18 protein-coding genes are annotated in these 17,817 nt (G+C 33.0%); 15 read left to right on the top strand and 3 right to left on the bottom strand.

Annotation, left to right across the window (positions count from 1 at the left end):
• Positions 1-4 precede the first annotated feature (4 nt).
• Positions 5-703, top strand: coding sequence for an ABC transporter ATP-binding protein (locus B5E79_RS01105; RefSeq protein WP_087296651.1), 699 nt, complete (start codon positions 5-7; stop codon positions 701-703).
• Positions 704-729: 26 nt separating this feature from the next.
• On the opposite strand, the gene B5E79_RS01100 is transcribed toward B5E79_RS01105, so the two are convergent.
• Positions 730-1,236 carry a putative ABC transporter permease gene (locus B5E79_RS01100; RefSeq protein WP_241147424.1) on the bottom strand — a complete coding sequence of 169 codons (507 nt, stop codon included), beginning with the start codon at positions 1,234-1,236 and terminating at the stop codon, positions 730-732.
• A 245-nt stretch (positions 1,237-1,481) separates the two neighbouring features.
• Between B5E79_RS01100 and B5E79_RS01095 the strand changes: the two genes are divergently transcribed.
• A complete protein-coding gene (locus B5E79_RS01095; RefSeq protein WP_087296650.1) occupies positions 1,482-2,906 on the top strand; it encodes a C40 family peptidase in 1,425 nt (474 codons plus the stop codon).
• Positions 2,907-2,981: 75 nt separating this feature from the next.
• Entirely contained in the window at positions 2,982-4,472 is a 1,491-nt protein-coding gene (locus B5E79_RS01090; RefSeq protein ID WP_087296649.1) for an NAD(P)H-hydrate dehydratase, read from the top strand.
• On the opposite strand, the gene pgeF is transcribed toward B5E79_RS01090, so the two are convergent.
• The gene (pgeF, locus tag B5E79_RS01085) at positions 4,462-5,217 is read right to left on the bottom strand and encodes a peptidoglycan editing factor PgeF (protein WP_087296648.1); all 756 of its coding nucleotides are present in this window, start codon (positions 5,215-5,217) and stop codon (positions 4,462-4,464) included. The two genes, B5E79_RS01090 and pgeF, sit on opposite strands and share 11 nt — an antisense overlap.
• Before the next feature lie 72 nt (positions 5,218-5,289).
• Here pgeF and B5E79_RS01080 point away from each other — a divergent pair, with 72 nt between their 5' ends.
• Positions 5,290-5,580 carry a hypothetical protein gene (locus B5E79_RS01080; protein WP_087296647.1) on the top strand — a complete coding sequence of 97 codons (291 nt, stop codon included), beginning with the start codon at positions 5,290-5,292 and terminating at the stop codon, positions 5,578-5,580.
• Here B5E79_RS01080 and B5E79_RS01075 read toward each other — a convergent pair.
• Positions 5,552-7,192 (bottom strand): Rqc2 family fibronectin-binding protein, encoded by a 1,641-nt coding sequence (locus tag B5E79_RS01075; protein WP_087296646.1) that lies wholly within the window; start codon positions 7,190-7,192, stop codon positions 5,552-5,554. The genes B5E79_RS01080 and B5E79_RS01075 overlap by 29 nt on opposite strands.
• Positions 7,193-7,285: 93 nt before the next feature.
• Here B5E79_RS01075 and gmk point away from each other — a divergent pair, with 93 nt between their 5' ends.
• From gmk to B5E79_RS01020, 11 genes are all read left to right on the top strand, one after another.
• Positions 7,286-7,846, top strand: a complete 561-nt coding sequence (gmk, locus tag B5E79_RS01070) for a guanylate kinase (RefSeq protein WP_087245196.1) — start codon at positions 7,286-7,288, stop codon at positions 7,844-7,846.
• A 93-nt stretch (positions 7,847-7,939) separates the two neighbouring features.
• Positions 7,940-8,143: a hypothetical protein gene (locus tag B5E79_RS01065; protein WP_087296645.1), complete on the top strand. Its 204-nt coding sequence runs from the start codon at positions 7,940-7,942 to the stop codon at positions 8,141-8,143.
• A 3-nt stretch (positions 8,144-8,146) separates the two neighbouring features.
• Positions 8,147-8,578, top strand: a complete 432-nt coding sequence (locus B5E79_RS01060) for a cytidine deaminase family protein (protein ID WP_087296644.1) — start codon at positions 8,147-8,149, stop codon at positions 8,576-8,578.
• A gap of 99 nt (positions 8,579-8,677) precedes the next feature.
• Positions 8,678-10,864, top strand: a complete 2,187-nt coding sequence (gene priA, locus B5E79_RS01055; RefSeq protein WP_087296643.1) for a replication restart helicase PriA — start codon at positions 8,678-8,680, stop codon at positions 10,862-10,864.
• 2 nt (positions 10,865-10,866) lie between these two features.
• Positions 10,867-12,114: a 16S rRNA (cytosine(967)-C(5))-methyltransferase RsmB gene (gene rsmB / locus B5E79_RS01050; protein ID WP_087296642.1), complete on the top strand. Its 1,248-nt coding sequence runs from the start codon at positions 10,867-10,869 to the stop codon at positions 12,112-12,114.
• A gap of 4 nt (positions 12,115-12,118) precedes the next feature.
• Positions 12,119-13,168 carry a dual-specificity RNA methyltransferase RlmN gene (gene rlmN / locus B5E79_RS01045; RefSeq protein ID WP_087296641.1) on the top strand — a complete coding sequence of 350 codons (1,050 nt, stop codon included), beginning with the start codon at positions 12,119-12,121 and terminating at the stop codon, positions 13,166-13,168.
• Positions 13,146-13,886 carry a Stp1/IreP family PP2C-type Ser/Thr phosphatase gene (locus B5E79_RS01040; RefSeq protein ID WP_087245208.1) on the top strand — a complete coding sequence of 247 codons (741 nt, stop codon included), beginning with the start codon at positions 13,146-13,148 and terminating at the stop codon, positions 13,884-13,886. Before rlmN ends, B5E79_RS01040 begins: the two co-directional genes overlap by 23 nt.
• Positions 13,883-15,700, top strand: coding sequence for a Stk1 family PASTA domain-containing Ser/Thr kinase (gene pknB, locus B5E79_RS01035; protein ID WP_087296640.1), 1,818 nt, complete (start codon positions 13,883-13,885; stop codon positions 15,698-15,700). The genes B5E79_RS01040 and pknB overlap by 4 nt, the downstream gene beginning before the upstream one ends.
• A 14-nt stretch (positions 15,701-15,714) precedes the next feature.
• Complete coding sequence (gene rsgA, locus B5E79_RS01030; protein WP_087296639.1) at positions 15,715-16,590, top strand: ribosome small subunit-dependent GTPase A; 876 nt, start codon at positions 15,715-15,717, stop codon at positions 16,588-16,590.
• Positions 16,583-17,227 (top strand): ribulose-phosphate 3-epimerase, encoded by a 645-nt coding sequence (gene rpe / locus B5E79_RS01025; protein WP_087245214.1) that lies wholly within the window; start codon positions 16,583-16,585, stop codon positions 17,225-17,227. Before rsgA ends, rpe begins: the two co-directional genes overlap by 8 nt.
• Positions 17,224-17,817, top strand: a complete 594-nt coding sequence (locus B5E79_RS01020) for a thiamine diphosphokinase (protein ID WP_087296638.1) — start codon at positions 17,224-17,226, stop codon at positions 17,815-17,817. The genes rpe and B5E79_RS01020 overlap by 4 nt, the downstream gene beginning before the upstream one ends.

Here is a 17,817-nt window from a genome sequence, read left to right as displayed (position 1 = left end):
GACCATGTTAAAAGTTGATCATTTAAATGTTTATTATGGTGTGATTCATGCGATTAAAAATGTAAGTTTTGAAGTGAATCAAGGTGAGATTGTGGCTTTGATTGGAGCTAATGGGGCTGGAAAGACATCTATCATGCATGCTATTAGTGGATTGGTAAAACCTAAAAGTGGTACGATATCTTTTATGGGGGATGAGATTACAAAACTCCCTGCACATAAAATTATTGCCAAAAATTTAGCTCAAGTTCCTGAGGGTAGACGTATTTTTGCTCAATTAACGGTTCAAGATAATTTGGAAATGGGTGCTTATTTACGTACGGATAATAAAATAGGGCAAGATTTAGAAAAGGTCTATCAAAGATTTCCACGTTTAAAGGAACGTAGAAATCAATTGGCTGGAACACTGTCAGGTGGAGAACAGCAGATGTTAGCAATGGGGCGCGCACTAATGTCAAAACCAACGCTATTATTGTTAGATGAACCATCAATGGGGTTATCACCTATTTTGGTTAATGAAATTTTTGACATTATTAAAAGTATTAATAAAGATGGAGTAACGGTGTTATTAGTTGAACAAAACGCAAATAAAGCACTTTCAATTGCTGATCGTGCCTATGTTCTTGAAACTGGAAATGTTATTGTATCAGGGAAAGCCAATGAAGTTGCAAATAATCCCAAGGTAAGAGAAGCTTATCTTGGTTAAAGAAGATTGAAGAATCTTCTTTTTTTTTAATGAATATTGAGACCGTTTTGTTTTGTTGTTAACAAACGATCACCATATGCTTTTAAAATAAACGAAATGTAAATCAGACTTATAAGATAACATGCATCATGACGTAATGATAGTGAGCAAATAAATGGATGAATTATATAAATGAATAAACCACTTAATAAACACCATAAAATAAAATATACCAAACATATTCTCCCTTGATAATTGAGAGCATGATGAGAATAATCCCAACATTGAGTGTGAAAAAATCGTTCAATATAATAACTACTTAATAATTCTAATAAAGTCATACAAATTCCACCGATAAGACATACGAAAAATGGATGAAAATACTGAAGATAGGGTTGGCATAATATAAGGATACAAGCACCAAAACCATATAAGGGAATAAATGGACCATTCAATAAACCCGATGAGATCCATTTTTTGCGAAATAACGAAACATAAATAGATTCAAGCCAATATCCTAAAAAACAATAAATTGAAAAATAGACAATAATCATAGCATTCTCCTTTTCAACTCATTCTATGAAATGAAGATAATAATATGTCTAAAATTGATTAAAAAGTGAATACTTTGTATAGAAAAATGATAAAAAACAAAAAAACGTCAAAAAAGTTAATTCAAAAAACATTGATATAATCAACAAAATTTTAATTTCTTAAGAATTTCTTAAGAAAATTGTGGACTTTTTGTGAACGTTGTTTTATAATTCTAAATGGGTATATTATTGAAAGGAGGCAACGAATGGATAGTAATATTAAGACGAATTTATTGGAAATTATGCAAGAGCATGTTTTAAAACGTAAAGCTATGTTCATTCCGATGTTATGTATTTCAACATTTGGTTTGGTTGGTTATGCTGCTGTCGATAAAGAAAAACCTACAATCGAAGCTAATAAGATTGAAGTTCTTTATGGGACAAAGCTAGATAAAACGATGTTTGCTATTTCTGATAATCGTGATTCCCTAGACGCTATGGATGTAAAAATTGATGATACATCATATGATGCATATCAATTAGGTATATATAACGTCGAAGTAACTGCAACCGATATGTTCTCAAATTTAAGTACAAAGGTTGTTCAAGTAGAAGTTGTTGATAAAACTGCTCCTGAATTGAATCCGGTAGGAGATAGTCAAGGTTATGTTATTGATGTTGAAGCAAATGGTAGTCAAGATATCGCTCAGTATGTCAATGCATCTGATAATGTTGATGGAGATGTTACACCATTTATTGAAACAGACAAGAAACTCGATACTTCAAAATTAGGATCTCAAATGATTGAATTGAGTGTTTCAGATAACGCTGGAAATCAAACTCAACAAACATATGAATTCTATGTATCAGATACGACTGCACCTACTATTAGTTACAAGAAGGGATCTACAGTTACAGTAGACTATGGTTCTCAATTTGATTATTTAGATTATATCAAAGTGACTGATAACTTTGATAAGAAAGTGAAATCTATTGAAGTAGATGGAACTGTTGATACTAAGAAAGATGGAGAAACAACTTTAAAAATTACTGCTAAAGATTCTTCTGGTAATGCATCTGAAGAAACATTAAAAGTTAAAGTTGGTGACTTAAGTGCACCTAAGATTAGTTTATCTAAGTCTTCAGTACAAATTACTAAAGGTAAGAACTTTAATGCAAAAAGTTATCTAGAAAGTGCAACTGACAACAAAGATGGAAATGTGACTTCTAAAGTCAAAATCAGCAATCCAGTTAATACAAATAAAGCAGGAAAATATACTGTTGAATATAGTGTTACGGATAAAGCTGGTAATTCAAGTTCTAAAACTTTGAAAGTTACTGTTGTAAATCCAGATGACATTGCTCCTAATCAAGGAATGGTAGCTACTGCTCAATCACGATTGGGTTGTCCATATCGATGGGGTGCAACTGGACCAAGTTCATTTGACTGTTCAGGATTTACTCAATGGGTATATCGTAAGAACGGCAAGAGTATCCCACGTACATCTGGAGCACAAAAAAGTGGAGGAAGAACAATTTCTTTATCTCGAGTGAAACCAGGTGACATTGTATGGCGACCAGGCCATGTAGGAATCTACGTTGGTGGAGGAAGAGTTATTCATTCACCGACAACAGGATCTGTTGTTAGTTATACAAGTTTAAGTGGATTTACTTGTGGTGTAAGATATTAATGATGAAAAACTGTAATGAATGATTTCATTACAGTTTTTATTTTGTTATAATAGGGCTAAGGTTAGGTGATGAATATGTATATTGGAAGCCATACTTTAATGAAAAGATATGATGAATGTTTATTGAAACACGGTTATACAATTGAACAATTGGTTGATAAAGCAAGTGATTGTTTGTTGAAACATATCCATGGTGAATCATTTAGTATTGTTTGTGGGCCAGGTAATAATGGTGCAGATGGGCTTTCTCTGGCTATTAAACTTTATCAACAGAAAAAGAATGTACAAGTTTTTATATTTGAAAACACGAATCATCTTTCAAAAGCCAATGCTTATTATTTGCAGAAATGTTATGATTTGTCTCTTCCTGTTTATTTATTTCAACAGGATAATTTAGAAGAATTGATTGGTTATATGACGGCTTGTGATACAATTGTTGATGCAATATTTGGCTTTGGGTTGAATAGCTCACCACGAGGTATTTATCAAAGTGTTATTGAAAGTATTAATCAACTCTATGATCAGGAAGTCATTGCTGTAGATATTCCTACAGGTCTTCAATGTGATTCAGGAAAACCATATCAAAGCGTCATTTATGCAACTTCAACAATTACTTTGAGTGCTATGAAAAATGGATTTCTTAATCCTGATAGTTATTTCTTTACAGGAAAAGTTATTGTTGAAAAACTAGATGTTGATGATGTGAGTGAAGAAGCTGGATTGTATCAGATGGCAGATGATAAAATGATGTTTCCACTTTTAAAAGAAAGAATTTTTGATGGATATAAAGGCACATATGGACATACTTGCCTTATTACAGGATGCATTGAATATAAAGGAGCAGCTCTGTTAAGTGCAAAAGGTTGTGTTTATAGTGGTAGTGGAATTACGACAGTTATGAGTGATCAGGAAGTTATACATGCATTAACTCAGTTCTGCCCTGAAGCAACTGCAGTTTTAAGGCCTCCTATTTTACAGAAAGAAGATTTCCTTCGATATGATGCTATATTAATTGGATGTGGACTAGGTCAAAGCTTAGATAGTTATCGTTATGTTATTGATGTTTTAGAAAAAACAAAACAACCTCTCGTTATAGATGGGGATGCTTTAACGATTTTATCAGCACATACTGATTTATTAAAACAGCAAAATCGAGATATTATTTTGACTCCACATTTAGGTGAATTTCAGCGTTTATGTCCATTCGACAGTCAGGATGATATGTTATTGGTTGCACAAGATTTTGCAAAAGAGCACCATGTTGTTTTGGTATTAAAAGGACCTTATACCATAGTGACAAATGGTCAGGAATCATATCGTATTCGTGCAGGAAATAAAGCTATGGCAACTGGAGGAATGGGCGATGTTTTAGCTGGAATAATTACAAGTTTTGTAGGACAAGGTTATCCTGCCTTACAGGCTGCAATGTTGGGTGTTTTCATACATGGATATACTGGTGATCTTTTGGCTAAAGAAGCCTATACTGTGATTCCGTCAAAGTTAATTGAATTTATTCCAAAAGCTATGAATAATATGATAAAAAGTAACCCGGAGGTTACTTCATAGAAATTAATGTAATATTGCGATGAGGACTTTTATTTCTTCGATAGGAGAAAAAGAGGTCCTCATTTTCAATTGTACAGTATGGAGAAATGGTTATATTTTTTTGCGGCACTTGAAGATTAAGCAATTGTTGTTGAATTAAACCTTTACTATTCAATAAATAAGCTCCATCTTCTTTTTGAATATAAAAATCATGTGTATCAAAAGACATTTGTCTAACCAAATCAATAATATCATCTTTTGCTTCAAAATTTCTTTGTTCAATGGATGGTCCAATATAGGCATAGATCATTTGAGGATTACAATTTTCATGAGTTATTAAATGTTTTGTGACTTTTCCAACTATTTCATTTACGGTTCCTTTCCATCCACTATGAATAGCGGCAACAATTTTCTGATCTCTGCAATATAATAAAACAGGACAGCAATCAGCATGAAAAGACCAAAGCCATAAATGGCGATCACGTGTATACAAAGCATCATAATTGTCAAATGCATCCTCTTGACTCCACATACCTCTACCTCCATCTTGAAGTTGAACTTTTAGAAAGTTTGTGGTATGTCGTTGATGTGTTGCAACCATATGATTTAAATCAGTATGCAAAGTTTGAGCTAATTTTTCTCGATTCTTTAAAACCTGTTGATCATCAATACCATTGAAACTCATATTCATGAGCTCTCCGTTACAATAACTGCATGTTGTATAAGCTTCAATTTCATGAAAACAATCCCATTTGATGAATTTCATTATAAAACTCCTTTCATTTGCCCTACCTCTTTTAAAAATATAACATACATTAAAGTGAAGGAGGGATTAATTATGTTTCAACAATCTTGTGGTTGTCAAAATATGAATTCATGTTCATGTCAAGGACAACAAATGAATTTTGGAAGTATCAATGGTTGTCCACGTCCACAACCTTTAGTAGCTCCTAGAAGAGTTTGTGTGACAAATCAAATTACACCTGTTGCTCAGCCTGTGATTTGTCCAATTGAATGTCGTCGTGTCAACCATTGCATGTATTATCCAGTATTTTATCCTGTTTATGAGCAAACATTTGTCAATGCTCCAAATATGAACTCTATGAATTCACCTTTCTCATGTCGTTAAAAATAGTTTCATCAGGATCAATGTAAATCGTTGAGTAATGTGAAAGTATCACTTGTCCCGGTTTAGCACCCTGTGGCTTTTTTAGCGTTTTAACCAAGGTATAATTGACAGGAACTGAAGAACTGTGTTTACCTTTGGAAAAATAAGCAGCTATTTGACTTGCTAAACGAATGGTATATTCATCTAGATTCTGACTATGCACAATGACATGGCTTCCAGGCATGTCCTTGACATGAAACCACATATCATTTTTAGAAGCCATCTTAAAGGTAAGATAATCGTTTTGCAGGTTATTCTTACCTACATAGATTTGTATATTGTCTTTAGTAAGATATTGTTCAATATGCAATTTTTTTGGTCGATGCACCTGTTTGGTTTTTTTCTTTTTCAAATAACCTAAATTTTCTAATTCTTCTTTCATTTCTAATGCATCATAATAGGAAGCATTTTCCATCAGTGTGATAAGACTATCAAAATAAAGGATTTCATTTTCGACAATATTTATCTGTTCTTGAAGGTGCGTTAAAGCTTTTTTGGCTTTTTGATATTTTGCATAATACTTATTTGCATTTGTTTTACCATCATATCTTTCATCTAAAGCGATAGTCATCATACTACCATCATAATAATTTTCAACAGTAACTTCTTTTTGTCCTTTAGAAATCAAATGGAGATTAGCAAATAAAAGATCACCTTTAATGCGTAAATCATCACTGTTTTGTGATTCAAAAAGAGTTTGTTTTAATTTATTAAGTTTATTGATGTTTCTTTGATATTCATTTTGAATAAATTTTGCTAAATCAGATGTCTGTTGCTTGATACGATCTTTTTCATCAATTAAATCATAGTGTTTATCTAAACCATCAAATAGAGGATATATTTCTCCGTTACACTGTAGATGCGTTAAAGGAATAATATGAAAATATTCCTTATCTTGATATTTGTGGATATAGATATTTTGTGAGTGTCGTAATAATTGAATAATGTCTTGAAAAGTTTCTCCATGATGGATACGATAAAGAACTTCTTTTGAGAGTTCAGGAGAAAACCCTTGATAAGTTTTTGTCAGATTATCTGTTTCCATCCATTCACTTGTAAAAGGATTTTTCTTTTCAATTAAAGGGGGTTGATTATAAGTTGCTCCTGGCTGTAAAATACGAGCACTCATAGCGGGAGAAACACGTTTTAAACAATCAATGATTTTATTGTTGTCATATGTCAAGATTGCATTAGAATGTTTACCCATGATTTCTAGATAGAGCTGATATTTGACAGTATCTTTGAGTTCATTTACACCAATCAGTTCAATATCTACAATACGATCGAGTTGAATCTGAGAAATCTTTTCAATATAAGCTCCTTCCAGATGCTTTCTCAAAAGCATTGTTAAAGCATTAGGGCTGGCTGGAGTTGGATAAGATAATTGGGTTAATTGAATTCTTGCATATACAGGATGTATTGAAATCAATAATTTGAAATTTTCTCTTTGTGAACGAATATGAAATAAAAGTTCATATTGAGAAATTTGATAGATTTTATTAATTTTTCCTCGTGTTAATTGATTTTGTAGTTGTTCTACAACACGAGATAGCATAATTCCGTCATAAGCCATATTTCATCACCGATAAATAGTATAACATATTTCAAAAAGAATTGACATTAATGTTTCATTCATGTAACATTGTTTCAAAAGGTGGTGGAGAGATTGAAAAAGGGGCTTTTAATCATTCTAAGTGGTCCAAGTGGTGTTGGGAAAGGAACAGTTCGTCAGGAACTTTTTAAAGATGAGAGTTTAAATTTAGCTTATTCTATATCTATGACAACAAGAAAACCTCGTCCAACTGAAAAAGAGGGAATTGATTATTTCTTTGTGAGTGAAGAAGAATTCAAAGAGAAAATTGAAAAAGGTGAATTGCTTGAATATGCTCAGTTTGTTGGAAACTATTATGGGACACCTCAATTTTATGTTGATCAATTATTAAGTGAAGGGAAAAACGTTGTATTGGAAATTGAAGTTCAGGGTGCTTTGCAGGTGATGGCAAAATGTCCTCATGCTTTAACCATTTTCTTAGTACCCCCATCACTTGAAGAATTGGAACGTCGTATTCGTGGACGTCGTACTGAAGAAGAAAGTATCGTTCAAGAAAGACTTGCAAAAGCAAGAAAAGAAATTGCAACAAAAGACGAATATAAGTATGTTGTTGAAAATGATGATGTTGTTGCTGCAAAAGAAAAAATTGCTAAAATTATTAAAGAAAATTTATAAAGCACCTTATGGTGTTTTTTTGTTTGAGAAAAGAATTGACAGGGTTTTCATTTTTATGACATGATATATTTAAGAATGTATAGGAGGTATCTTATGAAAAAGAATCAGTGTTGTCCTAAGTGTCAAAGTCAGAATATTCTTTATGTTCCAGCTAAAGGGGTTTTCAGACGTAATGCTTATCAGGATATTGTTGTTGATGATCGTAAGCTAAAGGTTGAACAATATATTTGTAAAAAATGTGGTTATGTGGAAGCGTATGTCTGTGATGATGATTTAAAAGAGATGGAGGAACTGTAAATTATGGATATCTGGGAAAAAATGTATTTGAAAGCTAAGGAACAATATCAACCTCATGAAGTTTCACCATTTATTTATGCACATCATGTCGTTTGTGCTTTGGAAAGTGAAAATGGTGAAATATATACTGGATTTTGTATAGAAAGCTGTAGTGGAGTGTTAGATTTATGTGCTGAAAGAGTTGCAGCATTGAATATGTATATGCAAAGTCAACAGACTATTGTGAAAAGAATGATTGCTTTTCGTGATTGTCCTCCATATGGAGGCGGGAGTGGGATGCCTTGTGGAGCTTGTCGTGAGTTTTTTATGCAATTGAATGAAAAAAATCAGGATATGGAAATTATGGTCGATTTTGATACGAGAGAAACTGTGACTTTAAAGGAACTTTTGCCTTTATGGTGGGGAGAAGAGAGATATCAAAATGGAAATCAATAGGACAGTCATGAAGACTGTCCTTTATAAATGAAAAAGAACTTGGAATTATTTTAAAAAAAGTAAATTTATGATAGAATAGTGCAATAGGCAGGTGAGGATATGTATATTGTCAAAGTGTTAGTTGAACATCCTGTACATGCACTGGATACAACATTTGATTATTTGAGTGAAAAATCATTGCTTGTAGGTGTACGTGTATGGATTCGTTTCGGTTATCAAAAAATTATTGGTTATGTTGAAAATGTTGAAGAAACACATTTTTCAAAGTCAGAATTAGAACAACGTGCTGGTTTTCGCTATCAATATATTTTAGATGTTATTGATGAAGAACCGTTACTAAATGAAGAGTTACAGACATTGGCTAATCAGTTATCACGTATGACATTATCCCCACGTATATCATGTTTGCAGGCGATGTTGCCAACGCAATTAAAACCGAGTACTCACCAAACAGTAGGTATCAAAACACAACAGGTTGTTCACCTTGTTGAAGGAACTTATGCCAAAACAATCAAACAACAGGAATGTATGGCTTTTTTACAAGAACATCCAGATATTCCTGTTAAGGATATTCCATACAGTCGAGCTTTGCTTGATAATTTAAAAAAACAGGGATGTATTGAAATTGTTGAAAAAGAAGTTTATCGTCAGCCATTTTCAATTGAACATCAATCAAAACATATTCAATTAACAACACAGCAACAAAAAGTTGTGGATGGGATTTTGGCTCATCAAGGGAGAGTTGCTTTATTACACGGTGTTACAGGATCTGGGAAAACAGAAGTTTATTTAGCTTTAGCTGCTCATTATATTCAACAAAATAAGTCTGTTATGATGCTGGTTCCAGAAATTTCATTAACGCCTATGATGGTAGAAGTTTTTAGACAACGTTTTGGTAATCAGGTTGCGATTTTGCATTCCCGTTTATCACAAGGTGAAAAATATGATGAGTATCGTCGCATCAAACGTCAGGAAGTTAAAATAGTTGTGGGCGCCAGATCTGCAGTTTTTGCTCCATTAGAAAATATAGGCATAATTATTCTAGATGAAGAGCATGATGCCAGTTATAAACAAGAAGCAAAGCCGCGTTATTTAACCTCACAAATTGCTAAAATGCGTGCGAAAACGCATCATGCCAGTGTTGTTTTGGGAAGTGCAACTCCATCCTTGGAAAGCTATGCCAGAGCTTTAAAAGGAGTTTATGATTTATATGAATTACCTGAGCGTATTAATCAAAAACCATTACCACAAGTAGAAATAGTGGATATGATTCAAGAAACACGTCAGCGTAATTATTCATTATTTTCCAGAAAAATGAAACAAAGTATTCAACAGACAATTGATAAAGGTGAACAGGTTATTTTGTTATTAAATAAAAGAGGTTATGCTTCTTATGTACAATGTCAGGATTGTGGAGAAGTATTAAAATGCCCGCACTGTGATGTCACTTTAACTGATCATCGCAGTGAGCATAAATTAAAATGTCATTATTGTGAATATATGATAGATTATCCTCATGTTTGTCCTCACTGTGGTTCAACGCATTTAAAGAGTGTAGGTTATGGAACGCAGAAAATTGAAGAGGAAATAGAGAAGATTTTTTGTGGAGCTAAAGTGATTCGTTATGATGTGGATACAACCCGTCAAAAAAATGGGCATTTGAAATTACTTGAAAGATTCAGAAATAAGGAAGGAAATATTTTGTTAGGCACACAAATGATTGCGAAAGGATTGGATTTTGAAGATGTCACATTTGTTGGTGTTTTAAATGCTGATTTGAGTTTGAATATTCCAGATTTTCGTGCCAGTGAGAGAACTTTTCAGCTTTTGTGTCAGGTATCTGGGCGAAGTGGAAGAGGGCAAAAACAAGGACATGTTATTATTCAAACATATAATCCAGAACATTATGCCATTACTTGTGCTGCCAAACATGATTATATTGCTTTCTTTCACCAGGAAATGCAATATCGTCAAAAAGCCAAATATCCGCCATATTGCCATATGGTCAGCATTTTGATTCAATCGCCTCATGAGGAACTTATACATAGTGTTGCGATAGATGTTAAAAATTATTTATTGGCACATAGTCAACAAACCGTTATTTTAGGTCCGGCTAGAAGTGCAATCTATAAAATGCAGGATATTTATCGAGAACGTATACTTGTTAAATTTTTACATTCACAAGATATTTATGAGGCTTTATGCGTTATGAATGATTATTATAATAAACAACAGAAAGGAAAGGTAAGGATCGTTTGTGATTTTAATCCATACTCACAAATATAATTATGGAAAGACAGATAGCATTAGAAATATTATTAAAATTTAAACAAGATAAAAGTTATTTAAATCTAACCATTAATGCCTATTTTAATCGTTATGATTTAACACGACAACAAAAAGATTTTATCACAAGAGTTGTTTATGGAACAGTTCAAAATATGTTGTTATTGGAATATATATTAAAGCCACATCTTCATATGCGTGTTAAAACATATGAAAAGATGCTTTTACTGATGAGTCTTTATCAGCATGAAATGATGGATTCTATTCCAGATTATGCTATTATTAATGAAGCTGTAGAATTATCCAAAAAGAAAAAAGGAATGAAAACTGCACGTTTTATTCATGCTATTTTACAAAAGACTTTTCAATCATCTTATCAGTTGGATGATTTGCCACCATTAGAAAGAATATCCATTGCAACAAGTCATCCATTATGGCTGGTAAAAATGTTTGATAAACAATATGGCTATGAAGAAACAAATCGTATTTGTCATGCTTTTTTAGAAGTGCCTCATCATTGTGCGAGAGTGAATACATTGCTTACTTCAAAAGAGGCTTTGTTGAAAGATTCAAAGTGGCAAGAAGCAAAACTGTCACCTGATGGTCTTTATTATTCAGGACATCATATTGCTTCTGATGAAGCTTTCATAAAGGGGTATGTGACAATCCAGGATGAATCTAGTCAACTTGTAGCCAGGTTATTGAATCCTCAAGCAAGTGATTATGTTTTAGATATGTGTTGTGCGCCTGGCAGCAAGACAACGCATTTAGCGATGCTTATGAATAATCAGGGATCAATTGAAGCTTATGATTTATATGCGCATAAAATAGATCTGGTTCAACAGCAAATACAACGCCTTAAAGTTAAAAATGTGCATACACATGTAGGTGACTCTACTTTGCTTAAAGATGTGTATCCATCTGAGTCTTTTGATAAAATTCTATGTGATGCACCGTGTAGTGGATTGGGAGTTCTTGCCAGAAAACCTGAAATTAAGTATCATGAGAGTTCGGCAATGGATGAAATGATAGCTATACAAGAAAAATTATTAGAAAATGCATATTTTTTATTGAAAAAAGGTGGTAATATTGTATATAGTACATGTACACTCAATAAAAAAGAAAATGAAAAACAAATAGAAAAATTCATGACAAAGTATCCTGATATGAAGAAAAGAAAAGAATTAACAATTTTACCATATCAGTATCATAGTGATGGTTTTTATATGTGTCTATTAGAAAAGGAATGAAAATATGAAATCAATTTATGATTATACACAAGAACAGATGATTGAAGAATTTAAAGAACTTGGAGAAAAGAAATTTAGAGCTACACAAGTCTTTGAGTGGCTATATCGTCAAAATGTACAATCGTTTGAACAGATGAATAACTTATCATTAGATTTAAGAGAAAAATTATCTCAAATCTATCAGATTGGACCAATGAAAATTGAAACAAAACAGGTTTCTCAAGATGGAACAATTAAATATCTTCTTCAACTGGAAGATGGAGGTTTTATTGAAACGGTATTAATGGTTCATGATTATGGAAGAAGTTTATGTGTCACAAGTCAGTTGGGGTGCAATATGGGATGCCGTTTTTGTGCCAGTGGTTTATTAAAAAAACAAAGAAACCTGACTGCTGGAGAAATGGTCAATCAAGTACTGACAGTTATGCAAGATACACAGGAAAGAATCAGTCATGTCGTTGTCATGGGAACGGGAGAACCTTTTGATAACTATGATGCTGTCATGGATTTTGTTCGTATTATTAATCATCCTAAAGGTTTGGCTATTGGTGCTAGACATATCACAATTTCTACTTGTGGTTTATGTCATCAGATTGAACGTTATGCCAGTGAAGGAATTCAAAGCAATTTAGCTATTTCTTTACATGCACCAAATAATGAAATTAGGGATCAATTAATGCCCATCAATAAGCGTTATCCAATGGAACAGTTACGACAATCTATTGAAAATTATATTCAACAGACGAATCGTCGTGTGACTTTTGAATATATTCTTTTAAAGGGAGTTAATGATGAATTAAAACATGCCAGACAGTTAGCTCATTACATCAGAGGGCTTAATGCCTATGTCAATTTAATTCCTTATAATGCTGTTGATGAACATGGATATCAACAGTCAGATAAAGGAACTGTTGAGGCATTTAAAAGTGAGTTATTGCGTCTAAAAATGAATGTAACTTTACGTAAAGAACATGGACGTGATATAGATGGGGCATGTGGCCAACTGCGTGCCATGAAGGTAGGTGAACAACATGCAAGTCATCATGAAAAGTGATATTGGACGCATGAGAAAAGTGAATCAGGATTATGTCCGTTGCTATCAAAAAAGTGATCATGAATGTTTGGTTGTTTTATGTGATGGAATGGGTGGACATAACGCAGGTGAAATTGCTTCACAAATGGCTTGCGATGATATTATTGAAAATTATCAGCAACAAGAGTCTTTAACTGATACAAGTCAAATTCATGATTGGATTTTATCAGCTATTCAACATGCTCATATGATTGTTGAATCAAAAAGCCATGAATCTCAAGAATTTGAAGGTATGGGAACAACAATAGTTCTTGTTTTATGTATTCATGACAATATTTATATTTCTCATGTTGGTGATTCGAGAGTTTATTGGGTTACTGATGAATTTATTCAATTAACAAGAGATGATACTTTGGTGAATGTTCTTGTTGATTCGGGGACAATTTCACAAGCTGAAGCAAGATTTCATCCTCAAAAGAATATCTTATTACAGGCTGTAGGAGTCAGCGATTCATTGAATCCTTCTTTTCTTGAAAAACAAATCAATGATGGATTTTTATTGGTCTGTTCAGATGGGTTATATAATTCACTGAGTGATGAACAGATGATGAATATTTTGCATGCTCAGGAAGATATTGAAACGAGGGCTAGTCAGTTGATGGATGCTGCCAATACATATGGTGGGCAAGACAATATCAGTTTTGCACTTATTTTGACAAAAGGAGTTGTTAATTTATGAGTTCAATCAATAAAACGATTGCTGGACGTTATCAATTGAAAAGATTAATTGGACAAGGTGGAATGGCTGATGTTTATGAGGCTGAAGATTTAATTTTAAAAAGAACAGTGGCTGTTAAAATTATGCGTTCATCATTAACTGGGGATCCGGTTTATGTGACACGTTTTCATCGTGAAGCCAGTGCGGCTGCGGCTTTGTCACATAAAAATATTGTTGAAATTTATGATGTTGGTGATGAAAAAGATGACTATTATATTGTCATGGAATATGTACCAGGTCAAACTTTAAAAGAATTGATTCATAAACGTGGTGCTTTACATTATGTAGAAGCTGTTGATGTTATGAAGCAGGTTGTTAGTGCTACTGCTAAAGCACATTCTATTGGTATTATACATCGTGATTTAAAACCTCAAAATATTATGGTTACTGATAGTGGGGTTGTCAAAATTGGTGATTTTGGAATTGCATCTATTCAATCATTATCACAGGTGACACAAACAGATACAATTATGGGTTCTTTACATTATTTGGCACCTGAAATTGCCCGTGGAGAGAAAGCAACTGCACAAAGTGATATTTATGCTTTAGGAATTGTCTTTTATGAGTTGCTTCGTGGTGAAGTTCCATTTAATGGGGAATCTCCAGTTAATATTGCTTTAAAACATATGCGTGATGAAATCCCTTCTGTTTGTGCTTTTAATCCATCTATCCCTCAATCGGTTGAAAATATTATTATTAAGGCAACTGCTAAAAATATAAAAGATCGTTATGCAAGTGCTTCTGAAATGTTGGAAGATTTGAATCATTGTTTGGAAGCAGCCCATATCAATGATGAAAAAATAACATTTGATTATGAGGAAGATGATGAATTAGCAACAATTGTTGCTGAAGATAAAGACTTTTTTACACAGTCGCAGACACATTTACCAATTGAAGAAGAAACAGAAGAAGAAACAAAACGTTCACATAAAAAGATGCTGATGATTATTGGTGGTAGTGTTGTCGCAGCATTAGCAATTTTAATTGCAGTCTATTTTCTGCTTTTTCGACCTTCACAATCATTTGAAATGCCTGATGTAGTGAATTTGACAGAAGCTGAAGCTATCACTTTGTTAGAAGATAGAGGTTTGGAAGTTAAAGGTCATGTCACTTATGAATTGAGCGATGATGTTGAAGAAGGAAAAGTGATTGAAAGTGATCCTCTTGCAAAAGCAAATGTTAAAAAAGGTGATGAGGTTCATTTGGTTGTTTCTTCTGGACAATATATCGTCATTGAAGATTATGTCGGTAAAGATTATGATACTATTGCAGATCAACTTGAGGAATTAGGCTTTAAAGTCAATAAAGAAGATAGAATTGATGAAGCTTCAAAAGGAACTATTTTAGAACAATCTTTGGATGCAGGAGAGAAAATTGATCCAAATAGTAACAATAAAACAATAACATTGACAGTTTCACAAGGATACAGTGCTGAGGTTCCAAATGTTTATGGTCAAGATATTCAAAAAGCTAAAAGCATTTTGACAGAAGCAGGATTTACTGTAGAGCTAAGTGTATTAGAACCACCAACATCAGTCGAAGAGATTAAAACTATGAAAATCAATGTTGTAGAAGAACAGTCACTTGCTGCTTTTACAACAGTTTATAAAAAAGGTGAAAAAATTGTTTTGTATTATTATGATAAAAAACCAGAAATTCCTGAAACTCCTGAAACTCCTGCAGAAAACGAAAATAATAATACAACGACACCAAGTACTGATACTCCGTCTTCTTCACAAGTAACAGGAACAAATCAGATAACAGGACAACAATGAGGTAGAGAAAAACAATGCAAAAAGGACAAATTATTAAAGCTTTGGCAGGATTCTATTATGTCAAGTCACAGGGACAAGTTTATCAATGTCGTGCCCGTGGGAAATTTAGAAAAGATTCTTTAAAACCATTGGTTGGAGATTATTGTGAATTCTCTATTGAAAATCAAACTGAAGGATACATTTTATCCCTGTTACCAAGAAAGAACAGTCTTATTCGACCTCCAATCTGTAATGTCGATCAGGCTTTACTTGTTTTTTCTGCTAAAGAACCAGATATGAATTTATTACTGTTAGATCGTTTTTTGATTTTAATTGAACATCTTCAGATTCAACCGATTATTTGTATATCAAAAATGGATCTTGTGGATTCAAGTTTGATATATCATCAAATGAAACCTTATGAAGATGCAGGATATCAGGTTCTATATGTGAGTTCTAAACAAGAACAGGGGATAGAGGCTGTTAAGAATATTTTTAAAGATAAAGTAACAGTTGTTACTGGACAAAGTGGTGTTGGAAAATCAAGTTTATTAAATGCTTTGGATATTCATTTGCAGATTGATACAAATGAAATTTCAAAAGCTTTAGGACGTGGAAAACATACAACCAGACATGTTGAACTTATTGAGATGTATGGTGGTTATGTTGCAGATACACCAGGTTTTTCATCGTTGGAATTAAATATTGAACCAGTGGATCTGGCCATAAGTTATCATGACTTTCATGAATTTTCTAAACAATGCAAGTTTAGAGGATGTTTACATGAAAGTGAACCACATTGTGCAGTGAAAAATGCTGTTGAACAAGGGGAAATATCATCTCAAAGATATGAACATTATTTAATGTTTTTAAAAGAAAGCAAGTTATTGAAGGAGAAAAAATATGGTTAAAGTTGCACCGTCAGTTTTATCAGCTAATTTTGCTGAGCTCAAGAAAGATTTGGATTCTATTCGTGAATGTGGGGCAGACTGGATTCATTATGATGTAATGGATGGACATTTTGTACCTAATATTTCATTTGGTTATAGTATTTTAAATGATATTGCAAAAGTGAGTGACTTATATCTTGATGTTCATTTAATGATTGAAAAACCAATGCAATATGTAGATGCATTTATAAAATCACATGCTTCATTAATAACAGCGCATATTGAGGCTTTTCATCACGAACAGGAAGTGAAAACATTTATACAGTATGTTCATGATCAAGGCGTACATGTAGGACTAAGTGTAAAGCCAAACACACCTATTTCATCAATTCAACAATATTTAGATGATCTTGATTTAGTATTAGTTATGAGTGTTGAACCTGGATTTGGCGGACAAACGTTTCAAGAGCAGGCGCTTTCTAAGATACAGGAACTTTGTCAGTTAAAACAGAATCGTCATTATTTGATTGAAGTGGATGGTGGCATTAATGCTACGACAGGTCAATTATGTCGAGAAGCAGGTGTGGATGTGCTGGTTGCTGGAAGTTATGTTTTTAATGCTGAAAATAGAAAGGAAGCTATTGATTCTTTAAAATGAAAATAGGCATTTATAGTGGAATCAATGTTGGATCTGTGAAAGATTCAACAATTGAATATATTGGTGTCGATCAGGGTGTTTATCATTTATACCAGCAGGGAATTACACCTGTGATAGCTATTGGAGATATGGATTCTATTGAAAATGAGCAGATTCTTCAAGATATCAATATTCAGCGTTATTCGAGTATTAAAGATGACACTGATACAGCATTGGCAATACAATATGCTATTCAAAAGGGTTATGATGCCATTGATTTATATGGTGTGACACATCGCCGTATTGATCATTTTATGGCAGTACTATGTTTGTTAGAAAAATATCAGGATATCTCTATCACGATCTATGATGAATGGAACAAGATATTTGTTTTAAAACCAGGTCAACATTATCTTGCTAAAGATCAATATCATTATTTTTCAATATTTGCTTTTGATGAGAGCGTCGTGACATTAAAAGATTGTCATTATCCATTGGATCATTACATCTTAAAAAGAAATGATCCTCTGTGTGTATCCAATCAAATGAATGAAGAATATGCGATTGTGGAAAATTCACAACCTGTACTCTGTATTCAATCAATATCATAA

The organism is Massilimicrobiota sp. An134 (genome assembly GCF_002160815.1).
Taxonomy (GTDB): Bacteria; Bacillota_I; Bacilli_A; order Erysipelotrichales; family Coprobacillaceae; genus Allocoprobacillus; species Allocoprobacillus merdigallinarum.
The sequence above is the reverse complement of the archived record's forward strand: the minus strand, read 5'-3'. Positions and strand labels throughout refer to the sequence as shown.

Coding starts and splice junctions, on each gene's coding strand:
- rlmN (WP_087296641.1), top strand. CDS start 12,119: ATGAAATCAATTTATGATTATACACAAGAACAGATGATTGAAGAATTT.
- rsmB (WP_087296642.1), top strand. CDS start 10,867: ATGGAAAGACAGATAGCATTAGAAATATTATTAAAATTTAAACAAGAT.
- B5E79_RS01090 (WP_087296649.1), top strand. CDS start 2,982: ATGTATATTGGAAGCCATACTTTAATGAAAAGATATGATGAATGTTTA.
- rsgA (WP_087296639.1), top strand. CDS start 15,715: ATGCAAAAAGGACAAATTATTAAAGCTTTGGCAGGATTCTATTATGTC.
- B5E79_RS01080 (WP_087296647.1), top strand. CDS start 5,290: ATGTTTCAACAATCTTGTGGTTGTCAAAATATGAATTCATGTTCATGT.
- priA (WP_087296643.1), top strand. CDS start 8,678: ATGTATATTGTCAAAGTGTTAGTTGAACATCCTGTACATGCACTGGAT.
- rpe (WP_087245214.1), top strand. CDS start 16,583: ATGGTTAAAGTTGCACCGTCAGTTTTATCAGCTAATTTTGCTGAGCTC.
- B5E79_RS01075 (WP_087296646.1), bottom strand. CDS start 7,192: ATGGCTTATGACGGAATTATGCTATCTCGTGTTGTAGAACAACTACAA.
- B5E79_RS01065 (WP_087296645.1), top strand. CDS start 7,940: ATGAAAAAGAATCAGTGTTGTCCTAAGTGTCAAAGTCAGAATATTCTT.
- pknB (WP_087296640.1), top strand. CDS start 13,883: ATGAGTTCAATCAATAAAACGATTGCTGGACGTTATCAATTGAAAAGA.
- B5E79_RS01095 (WP_087296650.1), top strand. CDS start 1,482: ATGGATAGTAATATTAAGACGAATTTATTGGAAATTATGCAAGAGCAT.
- B5E79_RS01105 (WP_087296651.1), top strand. CDS start 5: ATGTTAAAAGTTGATCATTTAAATGTTTATTATGGTGTGATTCATGCG.
- pgeF (WP_087296648.1), bottom strand. CDS start 5,217: ATGAAATTCATCAAATGGGATTGTTTTCATGAAATTGAAGCTTATACA.
- B5E79_RS01060 (WP_087296644.1), top strand. CDS start 8,147: ATGGATATCTGGGAAAAAATGTATTTGAAAGCTAAGGAACAATATCAA.
- B5E79_RS01040 (WP_087245208.1), top strand. CDS start 13,146: ATGCAAGTCATCATGAAAAGTGATATTGGACGCATGAGAAAAGTGAAT.
- B5E79_RS01020 (WP_087296638.1), top strand. CDS start 17,224: ATGAAAATAGGCATTTATAGTGGAATCAATGTTGGATCTGTGAAAGAT.
- B5E79_RS01100 (WP_241147424.1), bottom strand. CDS start 1,236: ATGATTATTGTCTATTTTTCAATTTATTGTTTTTTAGGATATTGGCTT.